This is a genomic window from Pseudomonas frederiksbergensis (assembly GCF_001952935.1).
In the GTDB taxonomy this organism is placed as follows: Bacteria; Pseudomonadota; Gammaproteobacteria; order Pseudomonadales; family Pseudomonadaceae; genus Aquipseudomonas; species Aquipseudomonas frederiksbergensis.
The window spans coordinates 5,231,604-5,244,077 of sequence record NZ_CP018319.1; the positions used below are offsets into that span (position 1 = coordinate 5,231,604).

The window sequence follows — 12,474 nt, forward strand, 5'->3', positions numbered from 1 at the left end:
TTCAATCACAACAAGGGCTCGAGATGAACAACAACAAGAAAGTTTGCGAATTGCCTCCTGCCGCCGTCGACGTGCTGGTGATCGGTTATGGTCCGGTAGGTGCGACGATCGCGGCGCTGCTGGGCCGCTATGGGGTCACGACCCTGGTGCTGGACAAGGTCCATGACGTCGTACTGATGCCGCGTGCCATTGCCCTGGACAACGAGGCGCTCCGCATCCTGCAACAAGCCGGTTTGTCGGAAGATGCTTTCGAGAAGATCGTTATCCCTGAAGTGAGGATGCACTCCCCGGTACTCGGGCAGTTCGGTCGAGCCAATACCGAGGGGTGCGTCGACGGCCATCCGAAACTCGTGACGTTCTATCAACCCGACCTTGAATACGCGGTGCGCAGCCAGGTCTCCCGCCTGAAGTCAGTGACCAGTCTAGGTGGCTTCGAGCTTGAAAGCCTGGTCGAAGAGTCGGATGGCGTCGTCGCCTCCGTACGGGATGAGAATGGGCAGTCGCATTCCGTTCGCGCCCAGTATCTGATCGGAGCGGATGGTGCTAGCTCCAGGGTCAGAGCGCTGATTGGCCAGGAGTTCGAAGGGCGGAGCTATGCGGAGGATTGGCTGATTGTCGATGTCAAGAACCGGCATAAGTCAGCGATTGATCACATCGAGTTTCTCTGTAATCCGCGCCGTCCGACGCCGCACATGCCGGCACCCGGCGGCAGGGAGCGTTGGGAGTTCATGCTGCAACCCGGCGAGTCCCGGGAAGAGCTGGAAAGCCCGGAAAGCATAGCCCGGCTGATCGCGCCTTGGATCAACCCGCAGGAGCTGGAAATCGAGCGCAAGGCGGTGTATCGATTCCACGCGCGGTGCTGCAACAGATTCAGTAAGGGACGCGTCTTTCTCGCCGGCGACGCGGCGCACATCACCCCCCCTTTTGTCGGGCAGGGCCTCGTAGCGGGACTTCGAGATGGCGCCAACCTTGCCTGGAAACTGGTTTGGGTCCTTCGCGGCCATGCCGCGCCTGCAATACTCGATACCTATGACGTAGAGCGCCGCCCCCATGCCCAGGCGATGATCAATCTAGCGAAACTCATGGGCCGCCTGGTGATGCCCAAAAACAAGATTGCAGCTTTCTTTATCCACGGCTTGATGCGCACGCTGGCGTTGACTCCCGCTACCAGGAGGTACTTCGAACAGTTGGACATCAAGCCTAAGAACACCTTCAAGCACGGCCTGTTCGTGCAGCATCGTCGGGGCGACAAGCTGGTACGTGGCAGCCTGTTCCCCCAAGCCTGGGTGCGCACTATGCAAAAGCAGATCAAACTGAGCGACGATGCTCTTGGAGACAACCTGACCCTGGTTGGGTTGGGTGTTGACCCGTTGTCACTGCTAACCACTGAGCAGATCGTTTCCTGGGAAAAAATGGGAGGCCATTTCTTAGAGGTCAGAACGCGCGGCCAACGCTCCGGCGGCAGCTGTGACTTCATCGAAGACATGAACCATGACATCCTGCCGTTGGCCCCTAAAGGAGTGCTGGTCGCGGTTCGTCCTGACCGTATCATCATGCACCACGCCCCTGGTGCAGAGGCAGACAGTCTCCTTCGTGACTGCCGGAGCCTGCTGGTTGGCAAACACGCCACTCCTGATAGCGTTTCCGTTACCATCAACGAGCCCACTAGATTACGAGCTTGATAATGCATTCCCCCATTCTTCCTTTAGAAGCTGCGCCAGAACCTCTCACGAGAGGCCACAAGAAGCGTGAGCGCACCCGTCGCGGCCTGGTGGACGCGGCATTGCGTCTTGTCGCACGTAAGGAGGTGGGGGAGATCGCGCTGTTCGAGGTCGCCGCGGAAGCAGAGGTATCCAACGGTACCATCTACAACTATTTTCGAACTCGCGACGAAGTACTGGAGGCGGTGGGCATCGCCATGGCCACCGAGTTCTCCGATGCCATTTCCGCCCTGAGCACGGACGTGCACTGCGGCGCACAGCGACTTTCGATTGGCGTGCGCATGTTTGTATGCCGGGCCGCCGACGATCACGAATGGGCCAATGCACTGCTGCGCATCATCCATTTCGATCAGGCCATGCGCTCGCGTTTGGCTGCCCATGTACTTGGTGACCTGCGTGAAGGTCTGCGCGAGGGCACTTTCGCTTACGAGGACGAAGGCATTGCCCTGGACATGGTTGTATCGTGCACAACCGGAGCAATGCGCTCGGTTGTCGAGGGGCGTGCAGTGGCAGAGCACGATCGGCGGGTCGCCGAAATGATTCTCCGGGCTCTGGGCGTAACACCTGCCAGAGCCAAGAGAATTGCCGGCAAGCCGCTACCTGCCTGATCTGATGTCAGCATTGATCGGCCAGGCTTGATCAATCCATCGCCGATAGCTCTTTGCCTGGCGACGAGACTTCAGCTGATTGCCGATCAATGCCATGAGGGGCGATGTCCCAGGTTGTGTCCGTTTGCCTTGGCTCAGCAAGCCAAGCTGCTTCTTGATCACCGACGCCACTGCGAGCGATGCCAGCGCCTTGTTCTTCCAGTGAACGACGATGGGCTCCACTTTGATGTCCCGACCTGCCATCCACTGTCTCGGCAGGGCTGGCTCGATTGCCAGCGCAGTGGCAAGTCCGACCATCGACACTGAGCCGCTCACCACTCGCTCCGCGACCTCCTTTCTACGCACGCCGCCAGTGACCATCAGCGGCATGCGCGCTATTTCTCCTATTCTCTCCGCGAACTCGAGAAAGTAGGCTTCTCGAGCCAAGCGGCTGCCATCGCGGGTCTGCCCCTGCATCGCCGGGCTTTCGTAGCTACCACCCGATAACTCGACCAAGTCGACCGCCTTGGCGTTGAGCATTTCCACCACGCGAGCCGCATCCTCGGCATTGAAACCGCCTCGCTGAAAATCCGCGGAATTGAGCTTCACCGCGACGCAAAAGATCGGTGCTACTCGCTGACGTATCGCGTCGATGGTTTGCAGCAGAATTTGCGCACGATTTTCCAGGCTACCGCCCCAGCGGTCATTACGCTGGTTGGTCAAGGGAGACAGGAATTGGCTAAACAGATAGCCATGCGCTGCATGAATTTCCACGCCAGTAAATCCGGCGCGTTCTGCCAGCACCGCCGCTTGGGTATAGCGCTCAATCAGCTCTTCGATCTCCTGCTCATTCAAGGCCCTGGGCGGCACAAAAGCTTTTGACAGTCCGGGGATATCGACCGCAACTGCGGAGGGACCCCTTGCCGGTTGCCCCATGGAAGCCAATAGCTGTCGTCCGGGATGATTGATTTGCATCCAGGCCTGGGCCCCACGACTGCGGCAGGCATCTGCCCATAGCCGGAAATTCACCAGGTTCCGATCGTCCTCAAGCACGACGCCAGCCGGTCCGGTCAAGGCGTGGCGATCAACCATGACGTTGCCAGTGATGATCAGACCGGCCCCACCTTCCGCCCAACGCTGATAGAGCTTGACCAGCGCTTCCCCAGGAGCGTGATCATCATTGGCAAGGTTCTCCTCCATGGCAGCCTTGGCAATTCGGTTTGGAATCACCGTGCCGTTAGGCAATCGAAGCGGTTTGAAGAGCTTTGAGCCGGTCATGTTCTGTCCTTCAGCTAATAAAAATTCGGCCAATACAAATGAACATGCGTGTTCAAATATGTCAATGCGAAGGACTTTTATTGGCCAGACGACATCGATCATAGCGTCTAGATTATTAGGTTTTAGGTCTTTTTTCGGACGAAAAAACCTACATTCTTAAAAATAGGGTTGACGTAAAATGAACACGAGTGTTCAATTGATCCATGAGGTAATCCTGGAGAGAGAACCGTGGAATCCCTGAATCCAACACAGCGCCGTATCCATCAAGCTGCCTTTCGCCTGTTCGCCGAGAGAGGCACCTCGCAAGTGAACATCCTTGACCTCGCGCAAGAGGCAGGCGTGGCGCGCGGAACGGTTTATAGCAACATCGACAGCATGGAAAACCTGTTTGAGGCGGTCGCCAGCCATCTCGCGAGGGAGATGCATGAGCGCGTCAACAAGAGCTTCAATTCCCTCTCGGATCCAGCTCATCGCCTTGCCAATGGCATTCGATTCTTCATTCGCCGAGCACACGAAGACTCCCAGTGGGGGGCGTTCATCCATAAATTCGCCATGAGCAATTCGGCGTTGCGCGAAATGTTCAGCAGCCAGGCGACCAAGGATCTTCTGAGCGGGCTTGCCACCGGGCGCTACAGGTTTCAGCAGGAACAATTGCTCTCGATACTGACGCTGATATCGAGCTGTGTGCTTGGCGCGATTTTCCTGGTGCTGGAAGGTCACAAAACGTGGCGAGAGTCGGGCTCTGATACCGCCGAGCTGGTATTGCGCGCATTGGGCGTGCCGCCAGAAGAGGCGCGTGCGTTGGCGACCCAAGAGTTGCCGGCACTTCCATCTCTCGACTGAGCTCGTAATTGATCTGACTGAATAAACCCCTGAGTTTTCAGGGGTTCGGGACAGCTTTGCTCTAAAAACCCGGAAAACAAGAACAATGAACAACAAAAACGAATTGCACCGGTTGGCGACATCACACCCTGCGCGGCATCCGCAGCCGACGGTAAAGGCCCAGGATCTGACTCACCTGATCTTCCAGCGACCGGACTTGAATGAGGCTGCGCGTTTCCTGACTGACTTCGGCCTGACGGTAAGTCGGCAGGAGGCCGATACGCTCTATCTGCGGGCCACCAAAGCCACTGCCTATTGTTACCGTGTCCAACGTGCCGAACATGCACGTTTTATCGGGTTCGGACTTGCAGTGCAGTCCCTGGAAGATCTGAAAAAGCTCACTCGAATCCCGGGTGCGTCATCGGTCGAGAAATCGGAACATCCGGGTAAAGGGTATTACGTCAGGCTGACGGATCCGTCCGGCTTCATTGTGGAAGCCGTTTGCGACCAGACGCCAGGCAAGACGCTGGCACATAGAGCTCCTCTGCACTGGAACCTGGTGCACGAGCAACCGCGGATCAACGCTACGCAACGCCCGCCGATTGCTCCCCCCGAAGTACTCAAACTGGGTCACATCGTCCTTGAAGTGGCCGACTACCAAGCGACCTGTGCCTGGTATACGCAGCATTTCGGGTTTATTCCCAGCGATGTGCAGGTACTCCCCGACGGCACGCCTATCGTCACTTTCATGCGCCTCGATCTCGGTGACATTCCTGCGGATCACCATACGCTCGCGATTGCGCAAGGGTTCATGGCCACCTACAGCCATAGCGCCTATGAAGTCGTCGATGCAGACGCCGTGGGTATGGGGCAGCGCGTCCTGCGCGAGCGCGGTTGGGCGCACTCATGGGGGATCGGCCGGCACATTCTGGGCAGTCAGATCTTCGATTACTGGCAAGACCCTTGGGGCGATAAGCACGAGCATTACTGCGACGGGGATATTTTCACGGCCACTCGGCCTACGGGCATTCATCCGGTGAGTCCCGAGGCAATGGCGCAGTGGGGGCAACGCATGCCCAAGAGTTTCACCAAACCCAAGTTGACCCTGGCCAATGTGCTGCTGCTGATCCGCAACCTGCGACGCAGCCCGGACCTGACCATTCGCAAGCTGATAACACTCATGCGGATGTTTGGGTAGAGCTGCCGCCATGTTTGACAACTCAACCCGGTTTGGCCGGCGGGATGTGCTTAAAGCCGGCGCTTTGATTGCCGGCGGTGCGTGGGTCTACACCGTTGTCAGCCCGCCTTCAGAACGACACCACAGTTCTCGCGCCACCGAACGCGAGACAAACGCCGCTCCAGGAGTACCTTCAATGTCTGCTGTACACGTAGTCCGCTTTGAATATCAGAACGGTATCCACTGGGGCGTGCTTCGCCAGGGCCGAATCACGATTGTCCCTGGCGCTTTTGAAACCACCGGTGACTTCATTGGCCACAACAGTATCGATGACCTCGCTCAACTGAAAGGCCCGGAGCTGGAGGAGGGCGAAGTAAAACTGCTGTCGCCGGTGACCCGTAACCAGCAATTCGTCTGCCAGGGCGCCAATTACCGTCAGCACATGATCGAGTCGGGCATGGACCCGGATGCGAAAAAATTCAACATGATCTTCACCAAGGCGACGAGTTGCCTGGTAGGGGCTGACAGTGACCTGATCAAGCCGCGCCACGTGCGCTTCCTTGACTACGAAATTGAACTGGGGCTGGTGATGAAACGCGCGATCACTGGTTCCGTTTCTGTTACCGACGCCAATATGCATGAGTTCATTGCAGGCGTCGTCATCGTCAATGACTACTCGGCGCGTGACATTCAGATTCCCCAGATGCAGTTTTACAAAGGCAAGAGTTACCGCACTTTCGGTCCGGTCGGCCCGTACCTCTGCCTTCTGGATGCCTCGAGCATTCGTTACCTGAAAGACCTGCAGTTGCGCCTGACGGTCAACGACCAGGTGCGACAGAACGACAGCACGGCCAACCTGGTTTACGGCCCCGCTGAAACCCTGACCGAACTCTCCGCCTTGCAAGATCTCGCCGTTGGAGACCTGATCGCCACCGGTACTCCTGCGGGCTGTGCGCTAACGATTCCTTCACCTGCGAAACAGCGCATTGCGGCCCTGATGCCGGAAGCCACCAAGTGGAAGCTTTTCCTCAAGGCACAGGAAGGCCGGACGCAGTATCTCAAGGCAGGTGACGTGGTCGAGGCGCGCATTCGCAGCGCCGATGGCGTGATCGACCTCGGTGTGCAACGCAACCGAGTCGTGGAGGAAGCCTGATGGTGGTGCAGAACCTGAACGATATCGAAAGTCTCGAACGAGTCCCCTTGGCGGAGCGTGGCCTGGCTTGCAGCACTTATGAAGCGCTACGTCAGGCGGCGGAGCGCACCCCCCAGGCACCGGCGCTGAGCTTCTTCGCCGATGCCGCCAATTTCAAACATACCTGCGAGTGGAACTACTCCCAGCTCTTCGCGGATATCACCCGCGCGGCCAATGCTTTCCATGACCTGGGTATAAAACCGGGTGAGGTGCTGGCCTTCATCTTGCCCAATCTGCCGGAAACCCATTTCACGATATGGGGCGGGGAGGCGGCGGGGATCGTCATGGCGATCAATCCTCTGCTCGAGGCCAAGCAAATGGCTGGCTTGCTGAATGCCGCGAAGGCATCGGTAGTGGTGACACTCGCGCCGACACCAGGCAGCGATCTGTGGCCCAAACTGGTTTCGCAGCTGGATCAGTTACCCACGGTCAGGTCTGTCGTTTGGGTCAGCATGGAACCCTATGTCGCCGAACCTGTGCGTGAGGCTCTGAAAGTCTCGGCACTGAAGGAGCGAGACTTACACAGCGGTATCGCGATTCATGATCTGCAATCGCTGATGAACACTCAGCCGCACACACACCTGAAGAGCGGTCGGCAAATCCGCCAGGAGGAGTGCTCCTCCTACATCTGTACGGGCGGCACCACCGGGCTGCCCAAGATCGCGGTGCGTACTCATGGCTCGGAAGTCTTCAACGCATGGGCCGTGGCTGCTCACTTACAGCCACGCAGTGGTGGCGAGGTTATCTTTTGTGGCCTGCCGCTGTTTCATGTCAATGGCCAGCTGGTGACTGGACTGATGCCTTGGACTCAAGGCGACCATGTGATCCTCGGGACGCCTCAAGGGTATCGTGGCGAGGGGGTGATCCCACGATTCTGGGAGATGGTCGAGCACTTCGGTATCAACCTCTTTTCCGGCGTGCCTACTGTTTATGCTGCACTTCTGCAAAATGAATGGCAGGGCCGCGATCTATCCAGTCTTCGCTTTGCCATGTGTGGCGCCGCTCCCATGCCGGCTGAACTTTTCCGAGAGTTCGAGCGCCGGACCGGGGTGAAAATCCTTGAAGGTTACGGCCTCACTGAGGGGGCCTGCGTCTCATCAATCAATCCGCCCCATGGCGAGCGCCACATCGGCTCCATCGGGATACGGATCGCCTACCAGAATATGCGCGCGGTCTTGCTCAACGATTCGGGAGAGTACCTGCGCGACGCCAACGTGGATGAGATCGGCCTCATCACGATCAGTGGACCGAACCTTTTCGAGGGCTATCTGGATGAGCGTCATAACCAGGGCCTCTGGATCGATATCGATGGTCAGCACTGGCTGAATACAGGTGACTTGGGGCGCCAGGATGCGCAGGGGTATTTCTGGCTGACCGGACGCAAGAAGGAGTTGATCATCCGTGGCGGTCACAACATCGATCCCAAGCAAATCGAGGAGGCGCTTCAGGCGCATCCTGCTGTCGCCTTGGCCGCTGCAATCGGCAGCCCCGATGCTTACTCGGGCGAGGTACCGGTCGCCTACGTTCAACTGCGCCCCGGGCAAGCCTGCAACGCCGAAGAACTTGAGGCATTCGCTCATCTCAACATCAGCGAGCGGGCGGCCGTTCCCAAGCGCATTGAAATCCTCGAAGCGTTGCCACTGACTGCCGTGGGCAAGATATTCAAGCCTGCCTTGCAGCAGCGGGAAATTGCCAGAGTAGTCCGGCAGGAAGTGGAGCGCATGTGTCTGCAGGAAGTTGAGGTAGAGGTGGTACAGGATGGACGACGCGGGCTAGTCGCATGCATCCGGGCGGGAAGCAATCAGGAGTCCCTGGCCCTTCTTCTAGGGCGCTATAGCTTTCAAGTGGAGTGGCTTGAATGAGTGTGAGTTCGCCTTCGTAAGTTAAACAAACATGTCCTGGTACTCATCTGTCAGGACCTTTTTCACAACTTCGATCAACTCCAACCGGCACTGACATGTGCACGGGAAGGCCAAGCCTTGCCTGCGTGCAACCAACAAAAAGAATAAGAGGTGAACAATGAAAGTGAATAACCGTGCGATCCCGTGTTTCTCTGTTCAGCAAGCATTTGCTTCCTGGATCAAGTTAACCGGCGCCGTAGCCATACTCAGCGCTTCAACAACTGCGGGCGCCAATGGCATTGCCCTGAACGAACAAAGTGCAAGCAGTGCGGGAACTGCTTATGCGGGAAGGTCGTCATCCGCGCTGGACGCCAGCACCATCTTTGGCAACCCTGCGGGCTTAACCAAATTGAAGCGTAGTGAGATTTCCGGCGGAGCCGCGGTCGTCTCGGTGAGCGACGACATTAGTGATGCGCAGAGCAGTGCCCCAGGAACAAATGAGGGGGACTCGGTGCCTTTGGGCGTCGTCCCTTTCGCCTATATGTCGACGCCGCTTGATGATCGCTTTTCGATTGGTCTGGGCCTCTATGCTCCGAGTGGTTTGATCAATGATTACGAGAGCAGTTTTCAGGGCCGTTTTCATGGTTCCTATAGCACGACCAAGGAAATAACCCTGCAGCCCACCATTGCCTTTCGGATCAATGATTACGTGTCCATTGGTGGTGGACCGACCATAAACCGTTTCAATGCAAAGCTTAAGAATTACCTGGCCACCGGTGCCCTGAACAATGGAGAGGACACGCTGGTCACCATCAAAGGCGATGACACTGCACTTGGCTACAACGTAGGCATCCTGGTCGACTTTACCGAGGCAACCCGTTGGGGGATTAACTATCACTCGAAGGTGGACTATGAGCTCGAAGGGCATACTGAGGTTTCTGGCTCCCCGAGCGTTATCCCGCTGGACGGAACGTATGACAACAAGATAGACCTCACGATGCCTGAGTCCGTGGACACGTCTATCACCCATCATTTCAATAGTCGCTGGACGGGCTACTTGGGGACCACCTGGAAACGTTGGAGCCGAATCCAGAAGGTCGAGGCCGTCAACAGCGGTCTTTCGCCCATGGGCCAGGCGGCTGGCTTGGGACATGTGATAGAAGAAATGAACTGGCGCGACACTTGGAGCACCGCCGTTGGCGCCTCCTATCAATTGAACCAACAATGGCTGCTGCGCGCTGGCTACGCTTATGATCCTTCGCCTATCAGAAATGCTGATCGTAGCGTGCGTATTCCTGTTGGCAATCGCCAAGCCGTGACCTTGGGCGGTGCTTACTCGCCGAATTCCGATCTGACGATAGACTTTGCTTATGGTTATCTCTGGGATTCCAACGTCTCCGTAAAGCAATCGAACAATTCCGGTGTGCAACCGCAATACAGCGCTAATTACGACAACAGTGCGAATGGAGTTTCAGTGCAGGCAACCTATCGGTACTAATCAACGCGACTCCATTTTTAATAAAGTCAATTTTTGCAAGCCTTCCTGAAAGTTTATCTTTAATCGTTCATCAACTATCCCAACGGGGAGTGATGCAGTTCTGCCTGTCAATCAGCACCCACTGCCGCGAATACTTTCGCGGTAGTGGGTGGGTTTTCATTTTACTACCTCTAATCCATCGTGTTTGCCGCGTGAACCTTCTGAATCAGATTCTCGTGGGGCTGTGGCAGGTCGTCATGTATCCATGACAATTATTTGAGCGAATTGATTATCGAATTTACGATGATGCCAACAATGTCTCCAAGAGTACGAGGCTTCTGATGCACATCGCCATCCTGACTTTCGACGGTTTCAACGAACTCGACTCGCTGATTGCGCTCGGCATCCTCAACCGGGTCCAGCGGCCCGGCTGGCGGGTATCTATCGCCAGCCCCTCGGACAACGTGCTGTCGATGAACGGCCTGCAGATTAAGGCGCAGACATCGCTTGAGGACGCCTGCAGCGCGGACGCTGTTCTGGTGGGGAGTGGGAGAAAGACCCGGGACGTCGTCGCTGACGCCACGCTGATGTCTCGCCTGAAACTCGACCCGACGCGTCAGCTGCTGGGTGCTCAGTGCTCGGGCACGCTGATCCTTGCCAAGCTGGGTCTGCTGAACGACGTTCCGGCCTGCACGGACTTGACCACCAAGCCGTGGGTCGAGGAGGCCGGCGTGGCAGTGCTCAATCAGCCGTTCGTGGCCAAGGGCAATGTCGCGACGGCCGGCGGGTGCCTGTCATCGCAGTATCTGGCCGCCTGGTTCATCGCCCGCCTGGAAGGCGTCGAAGCTGCACGCAGTGCGATTGATTATGTGGCACCGGTGGGAGAGAAGGAGGCCTATGTGACGCGCGCAATGGCGAACATTTCGCCGTTTCTTTAAGGTTCACTATGACCGCTATTGGCCGATTGTCGGGCGCTAGGATCGAGTCTCGTTTCCCGCTCCAGGATTCACAAAAACCGCCACTCAATGAGTGGCGTTTTTTGTGCGTGACATTTACGTTCAGCCTTGAACAGAGGGGCTTCGGCCTACCGAAAGTCTGCAGTTAGAAACTCAACGGCTGGCCGACACGATCAGCATCATGGGTCGCTCGACTTCATCGGAAAGTGCAGGGCGATCCGCAAGATCGGCTTCGGTCGGACCCCATTCGTTTACGTGATCGAGGGTGAATCCGGTGTGGATCAGCAGGTTCAGTAACGTGCCCAGTGTTCGATGCTGTTTGACGACGCCATCGCTGAGCCAATTCGTCAACCGGGGACCTTCCACCTGATAACTGTCTACCGGCCATGACTTGCGTCCTTGTGCATCGATGATCCAGTCCGGTCGGCGTGACGCCATATAGATGGGATGCTCGATGGAAAACACCAGCCTTCCACCGGGTATCAATGCGTCATGTACGGTGCGCAATAGCCCTGCCAAGTCACTGATGTAATGAAACGCGAGTGAGCTGTAGGCCAGGGTGAAACCGGATCTGGCAAATTCAAGCCGCTCCAGGTCGGCCCGCTGATAACTTACCCGTGAGTCGTGTGTGCTGGCGACAGCGCGCTCCAGCATCTTCTCCGAGACATCCAGCCCCAGCACGCGCTCGGCACCCTGTTCAGTGGCCCATCGACAAAACCAGCCATAACCGCAACCCAGGTCCACGACCTTCTGGCCGGACATTGGCGGCAGTAACGCTCTCAACGCCGGCCACTCGGGGGCACCGGCCAGCCCTTGGCGCGAGCGGGGCAGTTGGCTGTAGCCGTCGAAGAACTCGGGGTTGTCGTAGATATTCTGGGTCACTGATGGTCTCGCTGGGTATGTGCACTTCGGCATGCTACTGAGGCGTTGATGTTCCGCTTCGGATTGGCAGGACGACCCATAGCTGACAGGGGCGACAAGTATAAATCGGCCAAAACCAGCCCGGTCCGGATTACGGTTGCCGCCATTCCAGTGCTGGTTGCCAGCTCTAAATATCAGGTTTTTTCCTCTTCCACATAGAGAACCATACCGGCGTGATAGAGAACCCCATCACGGAACTCACCGTCGGCGGTGAACCCTGTGTCGTCTACATACTCGATGTGGTTGCCTTCGAGCCAGTAACGACCTTGGTAGGCACTTTTGTTATCGCCACGGGCCTCGTCATAGCGGCCACCGGCAAGCAGTTCATGACGTATGCGGCCATCCACAGTAACCCACATACCGACATACTTGTTTTGATCGCTTGAGGAATTAGTCATATCGCGGCTCCTTGATTGGCTTAATACGCTGATCGCCTCGCATGGCGTTCGGTATGGCATCTAGTCGAATTGGAAAGCCGGGGCGCCAGGCAGGACGGCCAGCG

At 57.1% G+C, this 12,474-nt stretch carries 11 protein-coding genes; 8 read left to right on the forward strand and 3 right to left on the reverse strand.

The window, feature by feature from the left end; translation table 11 throughout:
- Positions 1–23 precede the first annotated feature (23 nt).
- Together mhpA and PFAS1_RS24705 are read left to right on the forward strand one after the other, a co-directional pair.
- Positions 24–1,682, forward strand: a complete 1,659-nt coding sequence (mhpA, locus tag PFAS1_RS24700) for a bifunctional 3-(3-hydroxy-phenyl)propionate/3-hydroxycinnamic acid hydroxylase MhpA (RefSeq protein WP_076030890.1) — start codon at positions 24–26, stop codon at positions 1,680–1,682.
- Between the two features lie 2 nt (positions 1,683–1,684).
- Complete coding sequence (locus PFAS1_RS24705; protein ID WP_076030891.1) at positions 1,685–2,329, forward strand: TetR/AcrR family transcriptional regulator; 645 nt, start codon at positions 1,685–1,687, stop codon at positions 2,327–2,329.
- Here PFAS1_RS24705 and PFAS1_RS24710 read toward each other — a convergent pair.
- Positions 2,318–3,586 (reverse strand): NADH:flavin oxidoreductase/NADH oxidase family protein, encoded by a 1,269-nt coding sequence (locus tag PFAS1_RS24710; RefSeq protein ID WP_076030892.1) that lies wholly within the window; start codon positions 3,584–3,586, stop codon positions 2,318–2,320. The genes PFAS1_RS24705 and PFAS1_RS24710 overlap by 12 nt on opposite strands.
- Positions 3,587–3,814: 228 nt before the next feature.
- On the opposite strand from PFAS1_RS24710, the gene PFAS1_RS24715 reads away from it, so the two are divergent.
- The 6 genes from PFAS1_RS24715 to PFAS1_RS24740 all read left to right on the forward strand — a co-directional run bounded on the left by PFAS1_RS24715 (position 3,815) and on the right by PFAS1_RS24740 (position 11,033).
- On the forward strand, positions 3,815–4,429 hold the full coding sequence (locus PFAS1_RS24715) for a TetR/AcrR family transcriptional regulator (RefSeq protein ID WP_076030893.1): 615 nt from the start codon (positions 3,815–3,817) through the stop codon (positions 4,427–4,429).
- A gap of 85 nt (positions 4,430–4,514) precedes the next feature.
- On the forward strand, positions 4,515–5,606 hold the full coding sequence (locus PFAS1_RS24720; RefSeq protein WP_076030894.1) for a VOC family protein: 1,092 nt from the start codon (positions 4,515–4,517) through the stop codon (positions 5,604–5,606).
- Positions 5,607–5,781: 175 nt separating this feature from the next.
- The gene (locus tag PFAS1_RS24725) at positions 5,782–6,738 is read left to right on the forward strand and encodes a fumarylacetoacetate hydrolase family protein (RefSeq protein ID WP_076030895.1); all 957 of its coding nucleotides are present in this window, start codon (positions 5,782–5,784) and stop codon (positions 6,736–6,738) included.
- A complete protein-coding gene (locus tag PFAS1_RS24730; RefSeq protein ID WP_076030896.1) occupies positions 6,738–8,639 on the forward strand; it encodes an acyl-CoA synthetase in 1,902 nt (633 codons plus the stop codon). Before PFAS1_RS24725 ends, PFAS1_RS24730 begins: the two co-directional genes overlap by 1 nt.
- A 157-nt stretch (positions 8,640–8,796) precedes the next feature.
- Positions 8,797–10,116: an outer membrane protein transport protein gene (locus tag PFAS1_RS24735; protein WP_076030897.1), complete on the forward strand. Its 1,320-nt coding sequence runs from the start codon at positions 8,797–8,799 to the stop codon at positions 10,114–10,116.
- 320 nt (positions 10,117–10,436) lie between these two features.
- A complete protein-coding gene (locus PFAS1_RS24740) occupies positions 10,437–11,033 on the forward strand; it encodes a DJ-1/PfpI family protein (protein WP_076030898.1) in 597 nt (198 codons plus the stop codon).
- Between the two features lie 171 nt (positions 11,034–11,204).
- Here the strand turns inward: PFAS1_RS24740 and PFAS1_RS24745 are convergent, their stop codons facing one another.
- Positions 11,205–11,933, reverse strand: coding sequence for a class I SAM-dependent methyltransferase (locus PFAS1_RS24745; RefSeq protein WP_076030899.1), 729 nt, complete (start codon positions 11,931–11,933; stop codon positions 11,205–11,207).
- 173 nt (positions 11,934–12,106) lie between these two features.
- A complete protein-coding gene (locus tag PFAS1_RS24750) occupies positions 12,107–12,370 on the reverse strand; it encodes an Atu4866 domain-containing protein (protein ID WP_076030900.1) in 264 nt (87 codons plus the stop codon).
- Positions 12,371–12,474 lie beyond the last annotated feature (104 nt).

Excerpts from the sequence above, each read along its gene's own strand:
- PFAS1_RS24740 (WP_076030898.1), top strand. The coding sequence starts at position 10,437 with ATGCACATCGCCATCCTGACTTTCGACGGTTTCAACGAACTCGACTCG.
- mhpA (WP_076030890.1), top strand. The coding sequence starts at position 24 with ATGAACAACAACAAGAAAGTTTGCGAATTGCCTCCTGCCGCCGTCGAC.
- PFAS1_RS24710 (WP_076030892.1), bottom strand. The coding sequence starts at position 3,586 with ATGACCGGCTCAAAGCTCTTCAAACCGCTTCGATTGCCTAACGGCACG.
- PFAS1_RS24735 (WP_076030897.1), top strand. The coding sequence starts at position 8,797 with ATGAAAGTGAATAACCGTGCGATCCCGTGTTTCTCTGTTCAGCAAGCA.
- PFAS1_RS24730 (WP_076030896.1), top strand. The coding sequence starts at position 6,738 with ATGGTGGTGCAGAACCTGAACGATATCGAAAGTCTCGAACGAGTCCCC.
- PFAS1_RS24725 (WP_076030895.1), top strand. The coding sequence starts at position 5,782 with ATGTCTGCTGTACACGTAGTCCGCTTTGAATATCAGAACGGTATCCAC.
- PFAS1_RS24750 (WP_076030900.1), bottom strand. The coding sequence starts at position 12,370 with ATGACTAATTCCTCAAGCGATCAAAACAAGTATGTCGGTATGTGGGTT.
- PFAS1_RS24720 (WP_076030894.1), top strand. The coding sequence starts at position 4,515 with ATGAACAACAAAAACGAATTGCACCGGTTGGCGACATCACACCCTGCG.
- PFAS1_RS24705 (WP_076030891.1), top strand. The coding sequence starts at position 1,685 with ATGCATTCCCCCATTCTTCCTTTAGAAGCTGCGCCAGAACCTCTCACG.